The sequence below is a fragment of the Dyadobacter frigoris genome (assembly GCF_005280585.1).
In the GTDB taxonomy this organism is placed as follows: Bacteria; Bacteroidota; Bacteroidia; order Cytophagales; family Spirosomataceae; genus Dyadobacter; species Dyadobacter frigoris.
The window spans coordinates 301,466-327,705 of sequence record NZ_SZVO01000004.1 but is presented as its reverse complement, the minus strand read 5'-3'; the positions used below and the strand labels follow the sequence as shown (position 1 = coordinate 327,705).

The 26,240-nt window shown below is 40.0% G+C and carries 24 protein-coding genes; 14 read left to right on the top strand and 10 right to left on the bottom strand.

Going from position 1 to position 26,240, the window contains the following annotated elements:
* Positions 1-70 precede the first annotated feature (70 nt).
* Positions 71-2,674 carry an ATP-binding protein gene (locus tag FDK13_RS10600; protein ID WP_137339959.1) on the top strand — a complete coding sequence of 868 codons (2,604 nt, stop codon included), beginning with the start codon at positions 71-73 and terminating at the stop codon, positions 2,672-2,674.
* 6 nt (positions 2,675-2,680) lie between these two features.
* Here the strand turns inward: FDK13_RS10600 and FDK13_RS10595 are convergent, their stop codons facing one another.
* From FDK13_RS10595 to ruvC, 7 genes are all read right to left on the bottom strand, one after another.
* A complete protein-coding gene (locus FDK13_RS10595) occupies positions 2,681-4,105 on the bottom strand; it encodes an amidohydrolase family protein (RefSeq protein ID WP_137339958.1) in 1,425 nt (474 codons plus the stop codon).
* Between the two features lie 120 nt (positions 4,106-4,225).
* A complete protein-coding gene (locus tag FDK13_RS10590; RefSeq protein WP_137339957.1) occupies positions 4,226-5,062 on the bottom strand; it encodes an AraC family transcriptional regulator in 837 nt (278 codons plus the stop codon).
* Positions 5,063-5,247: 185 nt separating this feature from the next.
* Complete coding sequence (locus FDK13_RS10585) at positions 5,248-6,822, bottom strand: DHA2 family efflux MFS transporter permease subunit (protein WP_137339956.1); 1,575 nt, start codon at positions 6,820-6,822, stop codon at positions 5,248-5,250.
* 75 nt (positions 6,823-6,897) lie between these two features.
* Entirely contained in the window at positions 6,898-8,010 is a 1,113-nt protein-coding gene (locus FDK13_RS10580) for an HlyD family secretion protein (RefSeq protein ID WP_137339955.1), read from the bottom strand.
* A 69-nt stretch (positions 8,011-8,079) separates the two neighbouring features.
* Entirely contained in the window at positions 8,080-9,405 is a 1,326-nt protein-coding gene (locus FDK13_RS10575) for a TolC family protein (RefSeq protein ID WP_229216000.1), read from the bottom strand.
* Entirely contained in the window at positions 9,389-10,030 is a 642-nt protein-coding gene (locus FDK13_RS10570) for a TetR/AcrR family transcriptional regulator (RefSeq protein WP_137339954.1), read from the bottom strand. Before FDK13_RS10570 ends, FDK13_RS10575 begins: the two co-directional genes overlap by 17 nt.
* Before the next feature lie 418 nt (positions 10,031-10,448).
* Positions 10,449-11,036, bottom strand: a complete 588-nt coding sequence (gene ruvC / locus FDK13_RS10565; protein ID WP_137340120.1) for a crossover junction endodeoxyribonuclease RuvC — start codon at positions 11,034-11,036, stop codon at positions 10,449-10,451.
* Positions 11,037-11,043: 7 nt separating this feature from the next.
* Here ruvC and FDK13_RS10560 point away from each other — a divergent pair, with 7 nt between their 5' ends.
* The 8 genes from FDK13_RS10560 (at position 11,044) to FDK13_RS10525 (ending at position 21,243) form a co-directional block, all read left to right on the top strand.
* Positions 11,044-12,045, top strand: a complete 1,002-nt coding sequence (locus tag FDK13_RS10560; RefSeq protein WP_137339953.1) for a lysylphosphatidylglycerol synthase domain-containing protein — start codon at positions 11,044-11,046, stop codon at positions 12,043-12,045.
* A 42-nt stretch (positions 12,046-12,087) separates the two neighbouring features.
* Positions 12,088-13,239: a glycosyltransferase gene (locus FDK13_RS10555; protein ID WP_170982774.1), complete on the top strand. Its 1,152-nt coding sequence runs from the start codon at positions 12,088-12,090 to the stop codon at positions 13,237-13,239.
* A gap of 124 nt (positions 13,240-13,363) precedes the next feature.
* Positions 13,364-13,600, top strand: coding sequence for a hypothetical protein (locus FDK13_RS10550; RefSeq protein ID WP_137339952.1), 237 nt, complete (start codon positions 13,364-13,366; stop codon positions 13,598-13,600).
* A 281-nt stretch (positions 13,601-13,881) separates the two neighbouring features.
* Complete coding sequence (locus tag FDK13_RS10545; RefSeq protein WP_137339951.1) at positions 13,882-14,097, top strand: hypothetical protein; 216 nt, start codon at positions 13,882-13,884, stop codon at positions 14,095-14,097.
* A gap of 207 nt (positions 14,098-14,304) precedes the next feature.
* A complete protein-coding gene (locus tag FDK13_RS10540; RefSeq protein ID WP_137339950.1) occupies positions 14,305-15,210 on the top strand; it encodes a helix-turn-helix domain-containing protein in 906 nt (301 codons plus the stop codon).
* Between the two features lie 198 nt (positions 15,211-15,408).
* Entirely contained in the window at positions 15,409-16,782 is a 1,374-nt protein-coding gene (locus tag FDK13_RS10535; protein ID WP_229215999.1) for a TolC family protein, read from the top strand.
* A 67-nt stretch (positions 16,783-16,849) separates the two neighbouring features.
* Positions 16,850-20,086 carry an efflux RND transporter permease subunit gene (locus tag FDK13_RS10530; RefSeq protein WP_137339948.1) on the top strand — a complete coding sequence of 1,079 codons (3,237 nt, stop codon included), beginning with the start codon at positions 16,850-16,852 and terminating at the stop codon, positions 20,084-20,086.
* Between the two features lie 17 nt (positions 20,087-20,103).
* Positions 20,104-21,243 carry an efflux RND transporter periplasmic adaptor subunit gene (locus tag FDK13_RS10525; protein WP_137339947.1) on the top strand — a complete coding sequence of 380 codons (1,140 nt, stop codon included), beginning with the start codon at positions 20,104-20,106 and terminating at the stop codon, positions 21,241-21,243.
* 73 nt (positions 21,244-21,316) lie between these two features.
* Here FDK13_RS10525 and FDK13_RS10520 read toward each other — a convergent pair whose 3' ends face one another.
* The gene (locus FDK13_RS10520; RefSeq protein WP_137339946.1) at positions 21,317-21,889 is read right to left on the bottom strand and encodes a DUF1543 domain-containing protein; all 573 of its coding nucleotides are present in this window, start codon (positions 21,887-21,889) and stop codon (positions 21,317-21,319) included.
* A 191-nt stretch (positions 21,890-22,080) separates the two neighbouring features.
* Here FDK13_RS10520 and FDK13_RS10515 point away from each other — a divergent pair, with 191 nt between their 5' ends.
* On the top strand, positions 22,081-23,394 hold the full coding sequence (locus tag FDK13_RS10515) for a voltage-gated chloride channel family protein (protein ID WP_137339945.1): 1,314 nt from the start codon (positions 22,081-22,083) through the stop codon (positions 23,392-23,394).
* Between the two features lie 9 nt (positions 23,395-23,403).
* Here the strand turns inward: FDK13_RS10515 and FDK13_RS10510 are convergent, their stop codons facing one another.
* The gene (locus tag FDK13_RS10510; RefSeq protein WP_137339944.1) at positions 23,404-23,700 is read right to left on the bottom strand and encodes a GNAT family N-acetyltransferase; all 297 of its coding nucleotides are present in this window, start codon (positions 23,698-23,700) and stop codon (positions 23,404-23,406) included.
* A 290-nt stretch (positions 23,701-23,990) separates the two neighbouring features.
* Here FDK13_RS10510 and FDK13_RS10505 point away from each other — a divergent pair, with 290 nt between their 5' ends.
* From FDK13_RS10505 to FDK13_RS10490, 4 genes are all read left to right on the top strand, one after another.
* Positions 23,991-24,155 carry a lmo0937 family membrane protein gene (locus FDK13_RS10505; protein WP_137339943.1) on the top strand — a complete coding sequence of 55 codons (165 nt, stop codon included), beginning with the start codon at positions 23,991-23,993 and terminating at the stop codon, positions 24,153-24,155.
* Between the two features lie 161 nt (positions 24,156-24,316).
* Positions 24,317-24,856, top strand: a complete 540-nt coding sequence (locus tag FDK13_RS10500; RefSeq protein ID WP_137339942.1) for a hypothetical protein — start codon at positions 24,317-24,319, stop codon at positions 24,854-24,856.
* Positions 24,857-24,903: 47 nt separating this feature from the next.
* The gene (locus FDK13_RS10495) at positions 24,904-25,188 is read left to right on the top strand and encodes a hypothetical protein (protein WP_137339941.1); all 285 of its coding nucleotides are present in this window, start codon (positions 24,904-24,906) and stop codon (positions 25,186-25,188) included.
* Positions 25,189-25,227: 39 nt separating this feature from the next.
* Entirely contained in the window at positions 25,228-25,512 is a 285-nt protein-coding gene (locus FDK13_RS10490; RefSeq protein WP_137339940.1) for a hypothetical protein, read from the top strand.
* Positions 25,513-25,524: 12 nt separating this feature from the next.
* Here the strand turns inward: FDK13_RS10490 and FDK13_RS10485 are convergent, their stop codons facing one another.
* The gene (locus FDK13_RS10485; RefSeq protein ID WP_137339939.1) at positions 25,525-26,205 is read right to left on the bottom strand and encodes an arylesterase; all 681 of its coding nucleotides are present in this window, start codon (positions 26,203-26,205) and stop codon (positions 25,525-25,527) included.
* Between the last annotated feature and the right edge of the window lie 35 nt (positions 26,206-26,240).

The following is a 26,240-nucleotide window of genomic DNA, read 5'->3' as shown; positions in this document are numbered from 1 at the left end:
CAAAATATTTTTACTTTCCCGGTAACAATATTACATTTGGTAAAGCTCAACGGAAAATATTTTTCTTCACATGCATTCAACAATAAAAGACAAAACTCTCCGGTGGTCTTATATCAGCATTTTTATAGGTCTGATCTTAATATTCGCATCCCAGTATTTTGCATATAAAAATGTACAGGACTTATCACTGCACAACCAGGGAGTAAATGTCACCATTGGAATATTAAACCAAACAGCAAATTTCGGATTATCGACCAAGGATATTCAATCGAATATACATGAGTTTGTAATCACCGGGAATAAAGATCTGCTGGCCGATACTTATTCCAAAAAAGTAAAACTTCTGGGCATGAGTGATACTTTATTCAGTTTGGTAAAAAACGATAAAATACAAACTGAAAGAGTAAAAGAATTATTGAACATTTCCGGTAAGATAGTTGAGCACACGCACAAAATAATGACCATTTACCGGGAACAGGGAACACAAAAAGCATTTGACATGATACAAAAAGGAGAAGGTTTACATCTGAACCAACTTCTTATGAATAAAATTGAATCCATTGAGCAGGCAGAAAACAGGCACCTTGATAAACAGAGGTTGCTTATCCAAAAAACCCAGAAAAAGACGACGCTTTTCATTATGGGAACCAGCATTTTCGGTTTTTTCCTGACCGTGCTTTCCATTGTTTCCCTCTTGCGAAACCAGAAAAAGCAACGACTGCTTCAACTGGAAATCAAACAAAAAGAACGCCTTCTTTATCAATATATCGAAGCGATTCCAGACGGTGTAATGGTTATTGATACAAATAAGGAAATCGTACTTTTAAACCAGTCAGGGAAGGAAATACTTGGAATCGACAAGGAGAAGTCACTTAAAGAGCAGATAAACAATATCACGCTGCTGGATCCAATGCGGTATAACATTAGATTTACATCAGAAACTTTACCTGTGAGTGAAGCACTCGACGGCGTAAAATCTACGGGAAATAAAATTGATCTGCTTAAAGGTAATTCCATCTTTCATTTAGAAACCAGTGCCCGGCCGATCCTTGGTCTGGATGGGGAAATAACCAATGCGATAACTGTTTTCCGGGATATTACTCAGCGCGCCAATTATGAAACAGCGCTGGAAAAAGCCCGGTCCATTGCTGAAAAATCTGTGCGTGTAAAAGACATTTTCCTTTCTAACGTCAGTCACGAAATACGCACACCGCTTAATGCTATTGTTGGTTTTACTAATTTATTGGAAGAACAGGTTAAGGATTTAAAAAGCAGTGATTATGTTGGTTATATCAAAATTGCCAGTAAAAATCTGCTTGACCTGATAAACGATATTCTTGATTTTTCCAAGATTGAGGCGGGTCAGGTGATTTTGGATAAAACCAATACGTCAATATTCGAACTTGTTGATTCAGTATCGGTCATCATTAGTCAACGTGCCAGTGAAAAAGATATTGGATATGAGAAAATTCTTTCGCCCGAATTACCCCAAATGATTATTTCGGATAAACTGCGACTGACGCAAATCCTTCTGAATGTTTGCGGTAATGCTATAAAATTTACTGAAAAAGGGTCTGTAAAATTAATTGTAGATCCAATCTCGGATTTAAAGGACGATATGCAAACCATCCGTTTTTCTATTATTGATAGCGGAATAGGGATTCCTGAGGATAAAATAAATAAAATTTTTGAGCGATTCGTTCAGGCATCTGAAAGTACCACCAGATTATTTGGCGGCACCGGACTAGGCCTGAGTATTGTAAAATCGCTCGTTCACTTACTCGGTGGAACGATACGTGTAGAAAGCGTTCTTGGCAGGGGAACAACTTTTATTCTGGAATTTCCTTTTGAAGTTGTAACAGATCTGACAGAACTGGAAGTAGTAGATGATTCATTATCGGTGATTACTCCAATCGGTGATATCCGGGTACTTGCAGCTGAGGATAATCTTCTTAATCAAAAACTGCTGGAAGCCATTTTCGAAAGAATGTTAATTCCATTAACCATAGTAAATAATGGTCAGGAGGCAATCAATGAGCTTGAAAAGAGAGATTATGATCTTGTGCTGATGGATATACAAATGCCTATTATGGATGGTTATACTGCGATTAAGAAAATCAGAAGCAATATCTCTCAAACTATACCAATCATTACCATGACGGCCCATGCCATGGTAGGAGAAAAAGAAGAGTGCCTGAGCATAGGCGCGAATAGTTATATTTCAAAACCTTTCCGGGAAAACGAATTGTTACATGCTATCTCAAATCTGACCGGTAAACAAAACCTAAACTACAAAGAAATGAGTTCGAATAACCCCAATGATGAGAGTTCCCATGATTCGGAAATCCTGAACATGACCTATTTAAATGAAATCACAGGTGGTGACGCTGAGCTGAGAGATGAACTTATTTCTCTGTTTGAAAGCGATTTAGGAACACAATCTGAACTGATTATCAAGGCTGAGGAATCTGGGGATAATGAAAAATTACGCCAGGCAGTGCACAAATTCCGGTCGTCATTGTTTTCTGTCGGAATGCTTTCTACGGCAGACAAATACAAAAAAATTGAAGGTGACCTGAAAAACAATATCCGCTCAGTGGATTTGAAAGAACAATTAAGACAGCTTACGCTGGAAGCAGAAGCCGGCTTAACTGAACTTAAAAAACTGAAATAAAGTCTATTACAGACCGGCGCCAGTTTTCGTTTTCACATCATCCAGCGCAGCCTTGATATCAGTCTGATTCATTGGTAACCCTTTTACCACCACTGAATAAATTTTTTGCGTAGAAGATATGTTCAAAAGCGGATTTTCATCTAATAACAGGATATCCGCTTTTTTACCTTTTACCAAACTTCCGTACTCCTTTTTGTTTAAGAAAAGCGCCGGATTAATGATGGAAGCCTGTAAAGCCTGAAGCGGTGTCAAACCTGCTGCCACCATTAATTGAAGTTCTTTGTGCAATCCAATTCCCGGATAAGTAAAAGAATTCAGGTAACCGGCATCTGTTCCGGCCATAATCTTAACGCCGGCTTTTTGAAGCAAAGGAAGCAGCGATTCTGATTTATCGTTCATCAATTTCCTGAAAGCAATGGCGTCCTTATCATCTTTACCGGCCCGGTCAATTCGCATTTGATAGGTTTTTTGAAGGCCTTTTCCCATGTATTGAAGATATGCGTCGTTTTGATGATTATCTTCATCCAGATGCGCTAAAAGATGTGGCAGCGAAAGTGTTGGCGTTACGTATATATCATGTTTTGCCATGGCTCCATAAACTTTTAAAGCAGTGTTTTCATCAAAATCCGCAAGAATCCGGTTGCTAAGTTCTCTTCCTTTCAGCTTTCCGGAAGCAGATAATTCAGCAATTTCCTTTTCATTTTTTGTTCCCGCTCTAAGTACATAAGACATATGTTCAATAGAACTCAGTCCGGCTGTCATCACATCCTGCATCGTCAGCGAAGATGGTATATGTCCCGAAACTTTGTACCCTCGTTTTCTTGCCTGGCGAACGGCTTCCAAAAACAATTCCGGTTTCATGGTATTGTCTGTGATTTTCACAAAATCAACTTTCAAACCATCAAGTGAATCCAATGCTTTTGGAATTTCTTCGGCTGTTGAAATCTCAATATCACCGAGCCAGACGGATTTATAACCTTCCAGTTTCGGACCGGATGTAAAAATGGTTGGGCCGGAAAGTGTGCCCGCTTTTATTTCTTCTCTCCATTGTAAAACACTGTTGCTGATGTCAGCAGAAGCATCGCGCACCGTCGTAATTCCATGGGCGAGAAACAGTGGAAGCAGGTTTTTGTTTTCCTGAATCAAAGACTCGCCGCCGCCAAAATGCATGTGCATATCCCAAAGTCCCGGAATCGCATATTTCCCTTTTCCGGATATCGTCTTTTTGGCTGTAATATTTCCCGCTGTCTTTTGATTAAAAACACCGGTGATCAGATCTTTTTCAACAGTAATAAATTGATGCGAAATCACTTTTCCGCTTTTTATATCAATAATATTAACGTCAGAAATGATCAGGTCTGCTTTTATTTTTTGACCAAATGAACAAAAAGAAATTAGACTAATCAGGAAACAGATGAATACCTTTTTCATAGTAAAATATCGGAGTGAATTTAAGTTACAGTAAAATACGCCAGGAGTGAATAATAATTCACAAAACTACACGGACAAAATTAAGTCTCATGGCACAGGTTAGTACTTTGATAGTACATATTACTGATTTTTACGGAACGACAACGGAGTTTGTCCTGTGAATTTTTTAAAGAACCGGCCAAAATAGGAAGTGTCATTAAAACCCAACCCGAAAGCGATTTCTTTAATATCCGCATTTGTCAAAATCAGCATCCGTTTGATTTCCAGCAAAATACGGTCGCGAATCTGCTCACCGGCCGTTTGTCCCGATTCTCTTTTACAAACAGTATTGAGATAGTTAGCTGTTACATGAAGCTTACCTGCATAAAACGCGACGTCGTTATGATCTTGGTAATGTTCTTCCAGCAGTGTTGAAAAGTTTTGAAGCAATCTGATCGGTTTTACAATATATGAGCCCTCATAACTTGCCTCATACCAGCGCCTGAGAAGCGACAGAATAACAAGAAGCCTGCTCTGAATGATGGAGTCGGTGTAAGGTAAAGAATGTTTTAACTCCATTTCCATTTGCCTGATTTCACCAGTCAATTGATGATAATAATCCGGATTTATACGCAGAAACGGAATGGATTTTGATTTGAAAAAGGGATTTTCTGTTTGATAAGATTGAAGGAAATCTGCCGGAAAAAGAATTTGATAACCGGTGGTTTCCGGCGAAAGATCCCAGTGATGCGCTTGTCCGGGTGCAAGAAAGAAAACAGTAAAATCGCTAACCTCATAATTTTCGAAATCAACGGTGTGAATTCCACTCCCATTTTCAATAATTAATAACATGAAAAAATCATGTTTATGCGCTTCTTTTATCAGCGGCATATTGATGGGTTGATGATGCAAAATCCGGAAAGATTCAGTGGCAGCCGGAACCTGGATTATATTATCAATTCCCAAAGTTGGTAACATAAAGAAAATAAGTTTCTTATAAGCGACTATTCAATATTAAACATACGGACAAATCGGGAAAATGATTGAAAAATTAATTCGCTTTATTCCCGAATGTACCATAAAATAAAAAAGAAGCTTCCCCTTTAAACTGGGAAAGCTTCTTTGAAACTACTACTATACCAAATTTAACAAACACTTCATTTTTAATGTACTGACGAGGGATCGATCTTCGTTTTCCCGGGTCTTGTTATCAAAACAAACGGGACACAGAATAAAAAGAGACATCCCAGAAAAAGAAACACGTCCATATAGGATAGTACCGTGGCTTGCTTGTATACACTATATTCAAGCATTTGATAACCACTTTTCAAAGCAACATCCGGCGTCATGCCCTTGCCAATAAAAGTTCTTTGCAAACCTTCAACCCGTTGCTGTACGGCAGGGTTATTAATATCCAGGCGACTAACCAGATCACTGCGATGCTGCATATTTTGTCTGGCTATATAAGTGGTAATTACCGCCACCCCGAACGATCCGCCAAGCTGACGCATCATACCCGTAAATGCAGCTCCTTCGCCAATTTCTCTACCTTTCAGTGTTGATAATGCCAATGTTGAAATAGGCACAAAAAGGAATCCTAACCCAGCTCCTCTGACGATAAGCATCCAGAAAAATGCATCTGAACTTGTATCCGGCGTAAGAATACTGTAACCCCAAAAACTATATACAAAGAAAACCACCATTCCGCCTGCTACCAGGTATTGCTGCTTAACACCGCGCTGGATTAGCTGCCCGACAATAGGCATACAAAAGGCGGTTACAAGTGCAGCAGGCACCATCAACATACCTGATTGCGTTGCTGTCCACCCAAGCGTTGCCTGCGTATAAAGCGGGATAATAAATGTTGAACCGTAAAGACCAAATCCTAATACAAAGGAAAGAATGGTCCCAACCATAAGATTACTGTTTTTGAGCACTCTCAGTGCTACAATCGGGCTTTTATAACTTAATTCGCGCCAGATAAAGAAGAAGAATCCCAAAACTGCCGATACCGTACAGATGGTGATGATTTCGTCATTAAACCAGTCATCTTCCTGACCTTTTTCCAATACATATTGTAAAGATCCAACTGCAACTGCAAGCAGACCAATTCCCCACCAGTCAATTTCATTGGCTGATTTTTTCTCGGAATATTTGGGGCTGCGGATAAACTGCATAGTCAAAAGCGCAGCAATGATCCCCAACGGAATATTAATATAAAAAATGTAAGGCCAGCTGTAATTATCTACGATATATCCACCCAGTGGAGGACCCAAAGTTGGGCCAACAATTACACCTAAACCATAAATTGCCTGCGCCATTCCGCGTTTTTCAGGAGGATAACTTTCCGTGATCAACGTTTGGGCAGTAACCAATAATGCTCCGCCACCAAAACCCTGAATTAAACGGAAAAATACAAGTTCCCAGATATTATCCGAATTACCGCAACAGAAAGATGCTACTGTAAAAATGATGATCGATGCGGCGAAATAATTTCTACGGCCAAATTGCTGTGAAAGCCAGCTTGTCATCGGTACAATGATCACGTTACCAATGGCATAAGCTGTAATTACCCAACTCACTTCGGAAAGTGTTCCACCCAAATTCCCCCGCATATCATTCAAAGCCACGTTCACAATCGTCGTATCGACAATTTCCAGAAGCGCACACATTACGGCTGTGATTGTAATGATAACCCGTCGAAAGCCGTACTCTACCAGGGATGGTTGTAATTCCATATGCTTATTATTTTATTGATGAGAAGATTATCAGGTGAGCTTGCCGGGCAAACTCACCATTTAAATTTCTGCATCTTAATCCAGCTCAACATCTACAAACACATTCATTCCAGGGCGTAAACGTTGGATAAACTCATCTTTGCTTTCTTTAAATTCGATACGAATCGGCAGACGCTGAACAACTTTTACAAAGTTTCCGCTTGCATTATCAGGAGGCAAAAGCGCAAAACGTGCTCCCGTTGCAGGAGAGAATGATGCTACTTTGGCTTCGAAAACATGGTCAGGATATGCGTCAATATGAATTTTAACGTTCTGTCCAAGTTTCATTTTTGTTAGCTGTGTTTCTTTAAAGTTAGCAACAACCCATGGCTGCGAATTTGCGATGATACTGAAAAGAGATTGTCCAGCCTGCAAATATTGTCCTAACTGCGCATTCACTTTTGAAACATGCCCGTCTGTTGGCGCTGTGATAATGGTGTACGACAAATTCAGTTTTGCATTGTCAATATCAGCCTGGCGTGCTTTAATATTTGCGTTAACAACGCCGGTCTGACGTGAAGTTGCTGCTGTTTGAGAAGTTGCTGCTTTCGCCTGACGTTGTGCCGCATTTTTCTGTGAAATCAAAACCTGCAACTGACGCTCCGCCGTTTGTTTTGTAGCCAAAGCCTGTTCGTATTCCTGTTGTGTGATCGAGTGATCTTTGATCAGATTTTCATATCTGGCAAAATCCTGATTCGCTCTCCACACACTTACTTTTGCCTGTTCAATCTGCGCTTCGGCAACTTCTACATTCGCAACATAAGTACTACCCGTAGCTACGGATGCAGAAGTAGTAGCATTGGCGACAACCAGATTTCCCTGAGATGCATATAAGTTCGCTTCTGCCTGTTCCAGTTTTATTTGCTGATCACGGTTGTCAAGTACAATCAGCGTATCGCCTTTGTGAACCAGCTGGTTATCTTTTACTTTAATTTCTGTAATGTATCCTGAAATACGTGGAATTACCGGGCTGATATCTGCATCAATCTGTGCATCGTCAGTTTCTTCATGGTGCAATCCGTGGTTGTATTTTGTGTAACCCCAGGTTCCTCCTACTACAACAAGAAGTGCCAGGATGATAGGGAAAGTGTAACTTTTCTTTTTAGGTGCTGGTTCGTTTGCAACACCTGTGGTTTGATTGGTCTCCATAATCTTTGGAATAATATAATGTTAGTAAGTGCGAAGGAGCTGGCAAGATCCGCCGCTGTTAAAATTTGGTTAGTTAATAACGCCGGCTGTTTGTTCAAGCTTTTTATAAGCTACGATCGCATCAGCTTTTGCAGAAGCAAAGTTAATTTTGGACTGAACCTGAGCCACATCGGCATCCAGCAGTTCAGTGGTGGTTACCAGGCTGTTATCATATTTATTTTTGGTGATCCGGTAATTTTCAGTCGCTTGCTCCACAGCTTTTTCATAAACCTCGATCTTCTTTTTACTTAACACATAATTGTAATAAGCAGTGTTAATATCCAGATGCACACGATCAAGTAAAATTTCTTCATTTGTTTTTAGCTGGTAAAGTCTCGTTTTAGCTTCTTCAATTTTTGAACCTGTTTTCCAAAGTGAGGCCAGATTATAACTAACCCCGATGCCTGCATTAAACGCATTTGGAACCGTTACAAAACCAGGAATACTTAACGCCACATAACCGCCCGTTAAAGCTACACTTGGATAAAGATCAGCCTTGGCCACATGGATATCTGAGCCGGCAGCTTTTTGGCGAATCGCAATTGCGGCCATGTCTTTACGGTGTGTAAGTGCTGTTTGTTCCCAATCCATAGCATTTCCGGCATCTTTCAACACCTCAAAACTTGCTGAATCTGCTGCAAGCTGCGTATCTTCTGGCAAACCCAGAATCAGGTTCATATTAATGGTTGTGATTTTGAGATCATTTTCAGCATCCATTAAAGTCAACTGCACATTAGATTCCTGCAACGTTGCTTTCAATAAATCATTACGGGCAATGATTCCGTTTTTTTCGCGGTTAGTAAATTCAGTTACACGTTCATGTTCACGCACCAGGTTTTCTGCAACCAGGTCAACTGATCTTTTTGCCTTGTACAAATTACTATATGCCATAATCGCATTCTGAATCACAGCCTGACGATCCGTCTCGGCATCCAGCCTTGATGCTTCCTGCAAATATTTAGCCGATTCAAGACTGTATTTGTAACGGAATCCGGAGAAAAGCGGCACAGAAGCACTCGCCATACCATACGCCACTGAATTAACATGAAGTGAACTGGCTCCGCTGCTTGTGTCGCTTGACGATTTTAAATTAATATTCGGTGTATTTAATCTCAGATAAGAAGCCGAAACACTAAAACTTGGTAACTGGTTATCCTTGATCTGACGAATGTTAAGCCCCGCCAAATCAACATTTGACTGGCTTAATTTCAATTGTTTACTATTTTTCAGACTAAGCTCTACGGCTTCTTCCAGGGTAATATTCCGGATTGTCTGCCCGAAGGAATGGGAGGCGGAAGCGATCAGGATTAAACCGACTGCCACAAAAGCCATTCTTCTACTACTCGATGGTCTCATATGCTACTGTTGCTTTAAAGATACTTTTTAAGTGTTTGCTCAATTTTTGTTTCAGGGATTTGTCAAATTCTTCCTGACCCAATGATTCAAGATTATTTATTTTACGGTAAAAAGATTGTGTGGTAAGAAAATGATTGACTGTTCCATAAAGAGTTGCAGAAAGTAAGGCAACATCAACATTATCCCTGAAATGTTCTTTCGCTTGTCCTTCACGAAGGATGCTATTGATTCCCTCCCAGTTTTTGAGTTTCAGTTCATAAATCAGGTCAGATATTACTGGCGTCCGCTCCTCACCCGAAAGCTGCTCTCGCAGCATAATGTTGTGAAAACACTGGTTTCCCAGAAGCCGGTCGATAACACCATCAATCAATATATAAATTTTTTGAAGCGGTGAAAGATCCTCATTCGAGACAATGTTTTCCATCCTCTCCGCCGATTCAACAATACGAACTTCAAAAAGCGCCTCGATCAATTTCTCCTTTGAACCGAAATAATATGAAATCATCGAAACATTAATATCAGCTTCATGTGCGATATCGCGTATCGAAGTTCCTGAAAAGCCCTTACCCGCAAAAAGCCTCTCCGCTACCTGAATAATCTGTAATTGTTTTGCGTTGTATTCCATTTCATTTGATCCTCAGCATATTAGTGATTAAGATTCAATTCTGTGCTGATTGATGTACAAATGTAATATAAGAAAAATGATAAATCAAACGTTTGATTGATTTATCAAAACAAACGTTTGATTTATTCAAGCATTCATAGGATAAGTACCATTAAATTTATTTTAATGTAAAACCATAGTTACATCTGATTCCAACAGTCGTGATATTGGTGATTCCCGCTTTTCTTTCAGCAGGAATTATAAAAAATTGAGCCAGGAAATTTTGGAATAATTGCGGAAGCTGCACAAGAAATATCTTCGGCAACCACTTGTTTATGCCGTTAATACTTAAAATTAAAGAGTTAAATGTCAATATTAGACAAACTATGTTTTGACACAAACAAAGGATTAAAAAATACCGATCTGATAAATGGGACAATTATTTAACTCTTTTAGGATTTTCACTGACAAAAGCACCCCAGCCACCTTTTTTAGACTTTTTGCTACCAGTTGATGACGCGGCTGATGCGGGTGTATTTGCATGATAATGATGACAAATGGCAATGGCGATCCCATCGGTTGCATCCATAAATTCCTTACTAAGTTCCATTTTCAGGATTTTTTCAAGCATGTATGCAACCTGTTCTTTCGAAGCCGCTCCGCTTCCAGTCACCGACTGCTTTACCTTTTTAGGGGAATATTCAACAATTGGGATATCTCTGGCAAGGGCCGCCGCCATTGCAACGCCCTGTGCGCGACCCAGTTTCAGCATCGATTGCGGGTTTTTTCCATAAAAAGGATCTTCGATAGCCATCTCGTCGGGCAGGTAATCATCGATCAATTGTGAGATACGTTCAAAGATTTTCTTCAACTTCAACTCGTGGGTAGTATATTTGCTGAGATGAATCACACCGTACTGAACCAAAGTAATTTGTTGACCTTTTACCGATATCACCCCATAACCCATCACCTGTGTTCCGGGATCGACTCCAATAATCACCTTTTCGGTAGCGTCGGCCTGCTGCATTTTTATCATGGTGCAAGATAAGCAACTCTCTTCTCCAAAAGAAAAAACAACCTGGCGAAAGCTTTTTTGGGTGGCAAAGCTTGTGATCACATTATTGATCCTCAGCTATATCTATCACACTTTTGAAAATGAACAAAAAGGAATTCAGGACATTGGCCTGGTGTATAAAACAATTCTGAGTAAAACTCATGTTTTAATTATATCAATAATACTACTGCTTGTTCCTGTAAACTGGGCATTAGAAAGTCTAAAATGGCAAAGACTAGCCAGAAAAGCAGTTCCAGTTACCTTTTTGGAAGCTTTTCGGGGCACACTGACTGGCTTGGCAATTGGTGTTGCAGCACCCGCACAACTTGGAGATACTATTGGACGGGTAGCCTCACTCCGCTCCCATGATCGGTTAAAGGCAATTGGTGCAGCCTTGGTTTCCAATGGTATTCAGTTTTACGTTTCTATTATCGGCGGCGGAACGGGTCTTCTTTATGTTGGTGAAAAACTCGGACTGGATCCTGTCACAAGATCGGTTCTTAACGGACTTCTCATTCTATTGATATTGTTGGCGGCCGCCATTGTTTCTTTTCGCAGAAAATTAACCGAATGGAAAACTGAAAAAGTATTTTTAACAAAACTCTTATCCTATTTTCAGATAATCGGTCAGTACAGCGCGGCAGATCTGATTGTTGCAACCACATACGGATTACTGCGTTATGCTGTTTTTTTATCCCAGTTCGTCCTGGTTTTGTCTCTATTTGATTTTGGCTTGACCTATACAAATCTTTCAGCCTGCGCCGCTCTTATTTTTCTTGCCAAAACACTTATACCAGCCGTTAATGTTTTGGGAGATCTTGGCCTGAGGGAATTCACTGCGCTATTCGTTTTCAAACAATACAATCTTCCGGCAGAACAAATTATCGCAGCTACCTTTCTGGTATGGATAATAAATGTTCTCGGCCCCATACTCATTGGAATTTTCTTACTATGGAAGTATAAATGGAAGGGCTTGAAATAAGGCGATGATAATTATACTTTCTGATTTTTAACAAATACAAGAATGACCGAACAATACGTAGCTCCGTGGATGGTGCCAATTTTATGGATTTTGATTTTGAGCTATGGCTTTTTTACTGTCCTATTATATGTACTCTGGAAATTCCTACCTTCCAATAATAAAAAACAAAGCAGTACCTCCAATTTCATTTCAATAATCATCCCTGTAAGAAACGAGCAGGACAATATTGAAAATCTTTTAACCGATCTTGAAAAGCAAAGTTTTCCTTATGAACGTTTTGAAGTACTGGTTGTCGACGATAGCTCCACCGATCAGACTGCGGCAATTGTACAAAGGCTGAGTTTGCATTCAGCCTGCAGCATTTCTCTGATTTCTCTACCGGATATACCAACCAGCTCCCCCAAAAAGAGAGCTATTGAAACTGCGATAAACCAGGCAAAGGGAAACTTAATCGTAACTACCGATGGAGATTGCCGGGTAAAATCCGGGTGGCTTCAGGCTATTTCCGACTGTCATGTCTCTTCCAAAGCAAAACTGATCAGCGGGCCGGTTACCTTTTTCAGAGAAACTTCATTTACAGATCATTTGCAAACTGTTGAATTTTCAAGCTTAATCGGAAGCGGTGCAAGCGCTATTGCAGCAGGTTTCCCCTCACTTTGCAACGGAGCGAATCTGGCCTACGAAAAAAGCGCATTTTTTGCTGTCAACGGATATGACGGCGTACATCATATCGCTTCTGGTGACGATGAATTTTTGATGCATAAAATTTCTTCTAAATATCCGGGAAGTATCAAATTCCTGAAAAATCCGGAAGCTATTGTTTCAACAAAGGCGCATACGGAATGGCCGCTTTTTTTTAAACAAAGGAAACGGTGGGCTAGTAAATGGAAACATTACGAAAGCAGAACGCCGCTGGTACTTGCATTATATATATTTGCATGTAATCTTTCCGTGATTATTGCCGGTCTTTTATGCTTATCAGGAAACATATCTACCCAAAACTTTGGAATTTTACTTTTGATTAAATGTGCCCCGGAATGGTTATTTCTGGGTACAATTCTACATTTTTTAAAAAAATCTGTGTCAATTTTCTTCATACCGTTCACTCAGGTCCTTTATCCATTCTATGTATGTTTCTTCGGATTAATTGTACAAAAACCAGAATACGAATGGAAAGGCCGGAAACTGAGATAATTTCCCACAAATGAACTTCCATTTAATCCAATCAGGCATGATTTTCGTAAGTATGCTGCAAACAGAAAAGTAACGGGCCTGGTAACACACTTTTTCTGACAAACTAACCACATTTTGAAACAATATGAAAAGTCTTTTATCATTCTCGAAACGTTGCCTGGATGCACTCCTGTGGTCTCTCGGACTATCCTCAGTTGTACTTGTTTTGATGTTGGGATTTTATATTTGCTGGACCAAACCATTGTCAAAAACAGTGAATGTCGAGATTGCTGAAAAATCTGTTAAAGAACAAACAGTTTCATCGGCACAAAAAGTATCCCTGCCTGCCATTGACAAACATTCCGTTTACGCGGGATTGTAAATTCTTTCTATTGATCTTTTGATTATCCTTCCTCCCCAGATATTTCAAATACTGACAATCCTCTTACAAATGCAGATTTGCAGTTAATGTGTATATTGTTTTTTCACGAGACTACTTTCCCGAATTAATCTTGATTTCCTCAATCTCCTGCTAAGGAAGTACTATAAATTACTTATGTACATTCTTCTATAAACTTATAGAAGAATAACTACCATTGCTTGACATTGACTTGACGATTATGTAAGTTTGGTTATCTAAATCACTCATCCTTAACTTCATGCATGAGAGAGCACAGTAATAACCCACGACCAGGCTTTGAGGAATTTACTCCGGGTAAGTCCGCTCAATCCGGTAAGACTTATGCATGGAAGCCAAAAGACGATATTCGTATCAGCGAACTTGCAAAGTGTATAAGATTTGTATCCCATCCTATTTGTCACGATCTTTCATTGATTGATCCTGACTGTTTGAGACATTTCGAAGCTATTGATTACTAACGACTTACTCTGACCGGATTTATTTCCGGTTTTTTTGTTTACATACGTTTTTCAGCTTTCTCCCGCTATTCCTCCAGACTTCCTTTACAGAAGAAGACCTGGGATTTTATTACTAAAACGGGGTAAAAAAAATTAATTTATAATTAAAATATCCGCCATTCTCTCCCAATCTTTGCTGCTGTTATTTGAATTTCATAGCTTTATGGCATGATAACCAGTGAATCAATCGAGGATTTTTACAAATCACACCCTACTGCCAAACCAGTACCGACGGATCCTTATAACGCACAACAGCCGCAAGGACACTTCAACGTATTTTCACGGAAATTTTGCAATCGTTATAACGCTTACAGCCGCAGGGATTATTACAAGATTTCTTTAATCATCGGAAAGGGAAAATTGCTCTATGGCGACACAGAAATTGAGATAAATCAAAACGCCCTTGTCTTTTTTAATAGAAATGTGCCCTATTCCTGGGAAACAGTTTCAGAAAAACAATCGGGCTATTTTTGTCTTTTTAATGACGAATTTTTGAACGGGATGAATCGCACGAAAAATTTCATGGATTCGCCTATTTCTAAAATTGATACAATTCCTGTATTTTTTATAACTGAACAGCAGGAAAAATATCTTTTAGATATATATCAAAAAATGTGTTCTGAGGTTGAATCCAACTACGTTTATAAGTATGAGCTCATTAAAAACTATGTAAACCTGATCATTCACGAAGCCGTAAAAATGCAAGCCTCCCAAATCAGCGACAGTCACATAAACGGGTCGAGCCGGATAACATCTTACTTTGTTGAGCTGATGGACAGGCAATTTCCGATCGACTCTCCCGAGCATAAATTACAGCTCCGCACAGCCAAAGATTATGCACAACGGTTATCAGTTCACATCAACCACCTGAACAGGGCGCTGAAAGAAGTCACCGGAAAGACTACAACTGAACACATCACAGAAAGATTGATACAGGAATCTAAAATATTATTAAAAAATTCCAATTGGAGCATTTCTGAAATTGCTTATTGCCTGGGATTCGAATATCCCGAGTACTTCAATAATCTTTTCAAGAAACAAACCGGAATAACACCAAATTCATTTCGAAAGTGAATGTTTGAATTTTACAGTTTGTTATTTGAAATACATAGTAATAAGTGCTTTGCCATATAGTACTTTTGTAACCTTAGAATACAAGTTTAGAAAATGGTTAAAATGAAATTGAATTTCGCCCTAAGTCCCTATCAGACTTCAATAATCTTCCGGTCTTTTTGCTATTTGCCCAATTTGATAAAAAATAAAAGTTTTTTCGTGCTTGTTATTCTGAGTTTGTTTCTTTCTGAGACAAAAACCAGAGCACAAGCCTTAACACTTTCTGACGCAATTGCAACGGCCAAAAGCAATTATGGCACGCTGAAAGCAAAAGCAAATTATATCAATGCTTCGAGAGCGTCGGTCCGTCAAAGTGAAAAAGATTACCTGCCTAATCTTAACCTTTCTCTTCAGCAGGATTATGGCACAGTAAACGGTCAAAACGGACCTTTATATGGCTTGGGCGGACTTGGTGTTGCATCATCCGGTTTGCCGTTAGCAAGCCAGAACTGGAATTCGGCATTTGGTGCGATGTATCTTACCAATGTCAACTGGGACTTTTTTGCTTTCGGACGCGCAAAGGAAAAAATAAACGTTGCCAAGTCTACCGTGGTTCGTGACCAGAGTGATCTTGATCAGGAATTATTCCAACATGAAATTCGTGTAGCAGCCGCTTACCTGAATTTGCTGGCAGCTCAGCGATTGACCAAATCCTGGCAAAATAATCTTGTTCGCGCCAGTTCACTTAAAAACGTTGTTGTGACAAGAGCGAAAAACGGGCTGATTGCCGGTGTAGATTCTTCTCTGGCAAACGCGGAAGTTTCCAGTGCAAAAATCGCAATTACACGTGCAAGAGATTTTGAACAGGAACAAGCAAACCGACTGGCAGTTTTGATGGGCGTCGAGCAGCAGACGTTTACGCTGGATACAATTTTCATTGCCAAAATCCCGATTTCTTTTAGTGATTCAATTACTAATTCCAGCCCCGACCACCCACTTTTAAAATATTATTCTAATCGTATTGCGCTTAGTAACCAGCAGGCGAAATATTATCAAACACTTAGTTATCCTACATTCTCAGCATTTGGTGTATTTCAAACAAGAGGTTCCGGATTTAATTCCAACTATGCAACTGATCAGCATTCCTACACTCAGAGTTTTTACGACGGAGTAAAGCCAGTCCGTTCCAATTACCTTTTTGGTCTTGGTGTTGTTTGGAATATGACCAGTATTCTTCGGGTTCGCAATCAGGTTTTGGCACAAAAATTTGTATCCAACGCCATGCAGAATGAATACGATCTTATTGACCAGCAAATCAAGAATCAGCTTCTTTTATCTAACAACAAGATAAAAAATGCGCTTGACAATTATCAGGAAGCGCCTATTCAGATCAAATCTGCTTCCGACGCCTTTATCCAGAAAAGTACGCTCTATAAGAACGGGCTCAGCAATATTGTAGACCTTACCCAGGCATTGTACATTTTGAACCGTGCCGAAACAGACCGGGACATTGCGTTTAGTAACGTTTGGCAGGCACTTTTGTTAAAAGCAGCCGCAGCAGGAGATTTTAGTTTATTTACCAGCAGTTTTTAGAATTTGTTATGAACAGATCGCCATCTTCACTCAATGGCCCTTACTGCATAATGCCTACCCAATTATTATGGATTTAATAAGAAATGCGCTTCGCAAACCCATCTCGATTTTAGTGCTCGTTGCCGGGATGTTCTTTTTTGGTATTAACGCGGTGCGTACGATCAAAGTGGATATTTTTCCGGCTATGGATTTGCCTGTTATCTATATATCTCACCCGTTTGGTGGTTTTACGCCGAACCAGATGGAAGCATATTTCGGGAAGCCTTACGTTAATATATTCCTTTTTGTTAATGGATTAAAAGCCGTAGAAACAAAAAATATTCAGGGACTTACGCTAATGAAGTTAAGTTTCTATGAGGGAACCAATATGGCACAGGCAGCGGCAGAGTTAAGTGCTTTTGCCAACAGGATGCAGTCTTCCTTTCCGCCCGGGTCACAGCCGCCATTTATTATCCGGTTTGATGCTTCGACGCTTCCGGTCGGCCAGTTGGTTTTCAGCAGTGCCACACGTTCAAATAACGAACTTCTGGATCTTGCCCAGGTTTATATCCGATCTTCCTTTACTTCGATACCAGGCCTTGTTTCTCCACCGCCTTTTGGAGGAAACCTTCGTACAATATTGATCAAAGCTGACCCCGACCTACTTCGTTCTCACAATCTTACGCCCGATCAGCTGGTAGAAGCAATCCGGGTTAATAACCAGGCCACACCAGCGGGAAATGTACGGATCGGGGATAAAAATTACCTGACTCCGGCAAATACTTCCATTAAAAACGTAAAAGATTTTGGCGATATCCCTTTGTTTAAAGGAACGGTACAGAATCTTTATTTAAAGGATGTAGCCACAATTGAAGATGGTGCTGACCTTACGGCAGGTTATGCGTTGGTAAACGGGAAAAGATCAGTTTATCTTCCAATCACAAAATCAGCGGATGCTTCTACCTGGGAAGTGGTTCAAAATCTAAAAAAGGCAATTCCGCGTTTCCAGAGTATTTTACCGGAAGATGTAAAAATATCGTATGAATTTGACCAGTCGGCTTATGTAATTAATGCTGTTGAAAGTTTGATTACCGAAGGAGCAATCGGTGCAATTTTAACGGGGATTATGGTATTGATCTTCTTGGGTGACCCGCGTGGTGCCCTCATTGTGATCATGACAATTCCTACTTCTATTATAGCAGGGGTATTATTTTTGAAACTATTTGGCCAAACTATTAATATCATGACGCTGAGCGGACTTTCCCTGGCGATTGGTATTTTGGTTGATGAATCGACTGTAACCATAGAAAATATTCACCAGCATCTCGATCTCGGAAAACCCAAGGCGCTCGCGATTTGGGATGCCTGTAAAGAAATTGCTTTCCCTAAACTCCTTATCCTGCTTTGTATTCTGGCGGTTTTCGCACCGGCGTTTACAATGACCGGTATACCAGGAGCTTTATTCCTGCCGCTGGCTCTTGCGATTGGATTTTCCATGCTCGTATCATTTCTTCTTTCCCAGACTTTCGTTCCGATTATGGCCAACTGGCTCATGAAAGATCATTTGCATAAGAGACCAGCAGCGGATTTAAGCATCATAGGTACTGAAACCGATAGCTGGGTTGAGAAAAAACAACTGGTAGAACGTGAAGATTTTAACAACGACGGAAAAATCAGCGGTTTTGAAAAGTTCAGAAATGGGTTTGTGCGTTTTCTTGACAAATTATTTCCAAGTAAAAAACTTGTGGTACTTGCCTATGTAGTGCTGATTACGGGTGCCGCCGGCCTTTTACTTTTTGACATTGGCCGTGACGTTTTGCCAAAAGTCAATGGCCGACAATTTCAGCTTCACATACGCGTGGCAGACGGAACACGTATTGAGCGGACAGAAGAAAAACTGATCAAAACGATCAGCGCGCTTGAATCAATTGTAGGGAAGGAAAATATTTCGATCACTTCTGCATTTGTTGGTATGCACCCGGCTCAATTTTCTGTAAACCCGATTTATTTGTTCACGAGCGGACCGCATGATGCGATTCTTCAGGTTAGTTTGAAGGAAGATTATAAAGTAAATCTGGATGATTTAAAGGAAAATCTTCGAAATAAAATGAAACAGGACTTGCCGGATGTAAAGCTTTCTTTTGAACCGATTGAACTGACCGATAAAATCCTTAGCCAAGGTTCACCTACACCGGTTGAAGTTCGGATTATGGGGAAAAATAAAAAACAAAATGAAGAATATGCTAACAAAATAGTAGCAAAACTGCAACAGGTAAGTTTCCTCCGTGATGTGCAGATTGCTCAGCCACTGCACTATCCTGCCGTAAATATTGACGTAGACAGAAAGCGTGCAGCACAGTTAGGCGTGGACATGTCGGATGTTTCCCGTTCGCTGACTGCTTCTACTTCGTCTTCCCGTTATACTGAGAAAAATGTTTGGCTGGATGAAAAAATCGGCCTTAGTTATGCCGTTCAGGTTCAGGTTCCTGAAAATCAGATGAATAGCATAAACAGTATCGGAGAAATACCAATCCTGAAAAATTCAGCTCGTCCCGTACTAAGCGATGTGGCTACCATAAAATTGGATACAACATACGGAGAAAATGACGATTTGGGAGCTATGCCGGTTATGTCGGTAACGGCAAATTTGCATAAAACGGATCTAGGAACAGCTTCCAAAGCGGTCAATGAAGCCATTGCTTCTCTGGGTGAGTTGCCACGCGGGCTGACGATTGAACCAATTGGCCTGAGTACTGTTCTAACAGAAACCCTTGACAGTCTTCAGTCAGGATTGGGTGTTGCTATTGTGGTGATTTTCTTAATGCTGGCTGCCAATTTCCAGTCGTTTAAAGTTTCACTGGTAGTACTTACAACCGTTCCTGCTGTGTTATTAGGAGCGCTGGCGATGTTGACAATTACGGGATCTACATTAAATTTGCAGTCTTATATGGGTATCATTATGTCGGTCGGGGTTTCAATTTCCAATGCTGTACTTCTGGTAACCAATGCCGAGCAGCTCAGAAAACATAACGGCAATGCTTTGCTTTCAGCGAAAGAAGCTGTGGAACTTCGTCTGCGTCCGATTTTGATGACCAGTGTCGCGATGATCGTAGGGATGATTCCTATGGCTGCCGGACTTGGTGAAGGCGGAGATCAGGCGTCTCCTCTGGCACGGGCGGTAATCGGAGGCTTGATTGCTTCCACGGTGGCTGCACTTGTTATTTTACCGCTGGTTTTTGCCTGGGTACAGGAAAAAACATCGACTGCTTCGGTTTCTCTTGATCCGGAAGATAAGGAAAGTAAATTTTATGTACCTGCTCATTAATTATAAAATATAACCTGATGCAACCAACCAATAAATATTCGATCATTAACGGACTGATTTTCAGTATCCTGATTGCCACCGTCATAGGATGTAGTTCCAATGCTGAGGAAAAAGAAAAAACGGAGAAAGCTGAAAAAGCTGCTGCTGTTCCTTCTGCCACGGTAACTTTCCCTCTTGAAAAAGAAGACTTGTCCACGGCTTTTCATACGCCTGGAGAACTTATCTCATTCAGAAATGTTGACCTATATGCAAGAGAAACCAGTTTTGTAAAAAAAATATACGCCGATGTAGGTTCAGAAGTTAAAGAAGGACAATTACTCGTTTCCATGGAGGCGCCAGAATTAAATTCGCGTCTTGCAGGAGCGGAATCAAGAGCAAAAGCACAGGAAGCTGCCTACATTGCCAGCAAAGCAAATTATTCACGTCTGGTAGAAACCAGCAAAACGCCGGGAACAATTTCCCAGAACGACCTTGATCAGGCATTGGCTCGTATGGATGCCGATTATGCACAGCTTCAATCAGCAAAAGCAAGTCAGAAAGAAGTTGGCGCAAGCAAAAATTACCTTGAAATCAGAGCACCTTTTGCTGGTATCATCACTGCAAAAAATATAAGTCCGGGTGCCTATGTTGGCCCAGCAGGAAAGGGATCTGAATTCCCGTTATTCACTTTGCAGGAACAAAGAAAAATGCGTTTGGTAGTTTCCATTCCGGAAGCTTACGTGGGTTATGTTACCAACCAGACAGAAATTAGTTTTTCAGTAAAAGCTTATCCAAATCAGAAATTTAAAGCCAAAGTAAAACGTTTGGCCGGCGTACTTGACAGCAGACTTCGTTCAGAAAGAATTGAAATGGACGTTTTCAATAATGACAAAAAGTTATTTCCGGGCATGGTTGCAGAGGTTGAGATTCCGCTTTCATCGGACGTTCCTTCTTTTGTTGTCCCAAAAACAGCGCTTGTTAATTCTATGGAAAGGGTTTTTGTTGTGAAAGTGGTGGACAGCAAAGCGTTATGGGTTGATGTTAAAAAGGGAAGAGAAATGGACAGCACCGTAGAAATTTTCAGCAGCAATCTTCAAATAAAAGATCAGCTGGTAAAAAAAGCAAGTGAAGAAGTCAGAAATGGCTCGACACTACATACCAAACTGGCTTCTTTATAAGAGATTACGTTTTGAAATAAAATAAAAAGACCCTGACGGCAACTGCTTTCAGGGTCTTTTTATTATGTAAATATTAAAATTCATCTGCTATCTTTTTTAAAGGAAAATATCCCAACCGGATCTCATCTTCGGGTCCTTCCTCTTTTGAAATATTCAAATGATATTTTTCTACGAATGCAGGTGCTAATATCTCCTGAACCTGAAAAATATCATCCACATCAATACCGTATTTGTCATCTACATGCGAAGGCGCACCTTTAAATCCGGTATGCTTATAAAAAGCGGTTTGTTTGGAAAGCCGGATCGCTGCACTTTGATCTTCTGCAACAACGAGCGTTTTGTAATGAAATTCATCAAATTCTCCTTTTTTGTAACCACCCAGATTGATGAAAAATAATTTCAGATTTTCTTCTTTTGCTGGCGGCTGATCGCGTTCCAAAACTTCAATTCCATAACCGTTTACATAGTTAACTTCCTGAAAAGCATCCAGGTGTATTTGACCTTTCGCCTCAGGCCAGCTTTTAATGATTTCGGGAAGTAAATCTTTAACAGATTTTCCTATTCCAAAAAATATATCATGCTGCTCGGTGAAACGGCCCGGTGGGCGACAGCCTAATAAAATCATGTAAAGTTTTAACTTGCTCATTTATTTCATTTATCGGTTTGTTGGCAAAATATTAAAAGTGAAGACTTATAATCGATTTTATTATATAAAAATAAAAACAAGTTAACCGGATTTTTTATCTTTGTTGTGTTAACGAAATGGTGTCTTCCTATTTGAACCGCCCTAAAAAAGCTGATGGCGCCTGGTTATGTTTATTTTAAGCCAGGATAATTATGCCTTTTTCAGATCAAAAATCTCAATTCCGAGAAACAAAAAGTTACCATTATTTCTCCAAAGTCAATCAAAAATTCCCGTCGGCGGGGTACATTTTCAAGTGGTTGTGTATCTGTTCCATACTAGGAATCTGCGTAGGCTCTGTATCCGCTTTTTTTCTAATTTCCCTTCAATGGGCTACTGAACTTAGAGAGTCAAATCTCTGGCTTATTGCCTTGCTTCCTGTTGCCGGTTTTGCCATAGGCTTGTTATATCATTATTTTGGCAAAGAAGTTGAAGGCGGGAATAATTTACTGATCGATACGATCCATAATCCGAAAGACTGGATTCCTTTCAAAATGGCGCCTTTTGTATTAATTGGAACCATAACAACCCACATTTTCGGGGGTTCGGCAGGACGGGAAGGAACGGCTCTGCAAATGGCAGGCGCTATCGGAGATCAGCTTAGCCGGATTTTTAAATTTAATCCGGAAGACAGAAAAGTATTATTGATTGCAGCCATCAGCGCAGGTTTTGGCTCCGTTTTCGGAACGCCGCTGGCCGGAGCAGTTTTTGGTCTGGAAGTATTTTTGATCGGACGCTTACGATATGATGCCATTTTTCCGGCTTTTCTTTCGGCCATTCTGGCAAGTCTGGTAACCGATGCCTGGCAGGTTTCGCATACCCATTACCATATTTCTTTTATCCCAAAAATTTCTGTCGTCAACATCCTTTTTAGTATTCTTGCAGGACTATTTTTTGGGGTCACAGCTGCGTTTTTCAGTAAAACGATCCGTCAAACCGGCAGATTATTTAAAACCTATATCACATATCCCCCATTGCGGCCATTTGTCGGAGGTATTTTGGTGGCATGTGGCGTATGGGCAATCGGAACAACAAATTACATAGGACTTGGTATTCCGACAATCCTGGAATCATTTGAACAAAGTCTCCCGGCTTATGATTTTTTACTAAAAATCGTTTTTACCATTATTACTTTAAGTGCTGGATTTAAGGGTGGTGAAGTGACACCTTTATTTTTTATAGGAGCCACCTTGGGTAATGCCCTCTCCTATTTCATTCCGCTACCCGTCGGTTTATTGGCCGGAATGGGCTTTGTAGCCGTTTTTGCCGGCGCTACAAACACACCTCTGGCGTGTATGCTTATGGCCATCGAATTATTTGGTGCCGAGTCCGGAGTTTATGTCGCCATAGCGTGTGTAGTTTCCTACCTGTTTTCAGGCAACACCAGCATTTATCATGCACAAGTTGTTGGAGAACCCAAAAATTCATTTTTCGATCAAAATCAAGGGAAGAAAATTAGTGAGCTTTAAAAAGCTCACTTAATAATTCGCTACCAGTCTTTTCCATTCCGGATGCCTTTCCAGATAATCAAGCACATACGAACATCTCGGAACAATTTTTCTATTTTCGGATTCAATATATTCCAGTGTTTTAGTCACCATGGCTGAGGCCACACCTCTTCCTTCAAGTTCCGGAGAAACTTCGGTATGAATCAGATATACGTGTTCATATTTAATAACATAGTCAATAAAAGATCTGTGATTATCTACTACAAATTCAAAATTGTGTTTCTCCTTATTGTCTACCAAAGGAATATCGTCATATTTTCCACTCATGTCTTACACTTTAAATTTAATTCAGGGCAATTTAATTGATCAGGAAGCTTTATACAAAGGTTTGCTTCTTTCAGTATCAATTATTCTATTTCAATACTTCCGATTATAATACTCCATTTCGGAAGGCTTTTGAGTGTTTTTTTCTACAACTCAGATAAAAATCAATATTCCTAACTGGAATAAAATATAAATACGGGGAATAATTACGCCTAATATGGTCAAAACCACACTGGCATCTATTTTTAATACATTCTTGTATACATTTAATCTTAAACTAACTTACTACCACCATGGGAAATCTACTTTATACAATAGCGGTAATTCTGGTTATTTTATGGCTTATCGGTTATTTTGGCTTTGCCAGTTTTGGAATGGGAAACATCATTCATATTCTTTTGGTCATTGCCATCGTTGCCGTTATACTTAGAGTGATACGTGGAGACAGAGTCGTCTGAATTAATACTTCATCAATGATATTTGCTCAGGATTTCCAACCGAAATCCTGAGTTTTTTTTGTCCTCATAAAAACAAAATACCAACTCCAAATTTGATACTTTGGCACAATTGTTATGAAAAATGATTTGTCGGCGTTAAGTGGCCAACCTGATATATAATTATGGAAAATTCAGATTACAATCCCGTTCCTGATACAATAACCTCCGTTTTTCAAACCAGAGAAGGAGCTCAAAAAGCTTATGATGAATTGATTTATCGTGGTTACAACGCCGATGACATCATCGTGATCATTTCCGGCGAAACGCAAGCACTGCATCTTTCAAAAGAAAACCACGAAGACCATTCAGAGCATAAAATACTCGAAAAAGCGGGTCTTGGAACGGCCATCGGAGGAACTGCCGGAGCGGTAGCAGGTGCCATTGCGGCGATTGGAACCGCTGTTATTATTCCCGGACTTGGTATTGCTGTTGCCGGGCCAATTTTAGCATCCTTAACCGGAGCGGGTGCGGGTGGAATTACCGGTGGTATCATTGGTGCGCTCGTTGGTTCCGGGATTTCCAAACATTATGCTGAACATTATGAAAAAAGCCTGAAAGGTGGCGGGATAATCATCGGATTCAAACCAAAAACGGTTGAAGACCGAATGGAAATTATTACCGCATGGAATGGTTTCGGCGGGAGACAAGTTCATGAAGATTGAAAGAAAATCTTTACATTGTTATGGAATAAAAAATCGCAGTCCTCGCCATGGAAAAATATATTAAATGCCGTCATCAAAACGGGTTTTTCATTTTTGACACCGTAGAAAAATACCCGGAAGATATTGCAAATGACATTCTGGAAGAATTTATTAATCAGGATCTTGAAGCGATAACGTATAAAATTGCCGATGATCATTCGTTTCAGGTAACCGGACGGATTCGTGAACAATATGTAAAACTGATTCTGGATGAGGAAGGAAACGATCCGGTTCTTGTTAAAATGAATACTATAAAAAGCATCCTTGAATATAAAATCAAGGAATTAGTATAGAACAATTTGGGTTAAAAGTACTGATCAACAGTTATTTAAATGACGCACGAAAAGATATTTAAACGTAAGGACGGGAGCCGGGTTAAAGTATCAGTTTGGTTATATGTTCATCTTAATAAATCAAATTGGGGATATTCTATATTCCTTCGTGAGGTGGAATCTGATCGCTGGATTGATCCTTTCAGCGACAGTGAATACATTACCAGGGTTATCAAACCGAAATTCAAAAACACTACAAAACACGATTCGTTTGACAATTATATTTCGAAAAAGGAAATCATGGAAGCCAAACTTGAACTTTGGAAAATCATCAAACCTGTCTGATTCCCAAAGTTTTTATAAAATATCTTTCAGCGATTTCCAGACCGTTTCTGCCACTATTTTATGTCCTTCCACACTTGGGTGAATTCCATCCTGCTGATTTAATTTTGCTTCTCCGCCAACTCCCTGCAAAAGAAAAGGTATCAACGTAAGTTTATTCGCGGCGGCAATATCCGTATAAACATTTCTAAACTCCATAGTATATTTTTTACCCATGCTCGGCGGCATTTGCATCCCCGCCAATACCAGTTTCGCATCCGGATATTTTGCTTTTACTTTGTCAAGAATGGCTTGCAAATTCTTTTTGGTTTCGCTTACCGGGATTCCGCGCAGTCCGTCATTACCACCCAATTCAAGTATAAAAACATCGACTGGTTGCTTTAAAATCCAGTCTACGCGGCTATTTCCTCCTGCGGTGGTTTCGCCGCTTACGCCACCATTTACTACTTTATAATCTAATCCAAGAGAATCAATTCGTTTTTGTGTCAAACTGGCAAAACTTTTCGAAGGATCGTCCAGACCATATCCGGCAGTAAGGCTGTTACCAAAAAACAAAATCGTTTTTTTACCTTTTTTGACTGTCGCTTCTTTTGAGGATTTATCCGATTCAGTTGGTTCAGTTTTTTTATTACCGTCACAAGCGGCCAATACTATTATTAAAATGAATAATCGTGCGATTGAAAATAGGTTGTTCATAAGTCAGGTACTATCGGTTTAAGCTTTTTTGATTT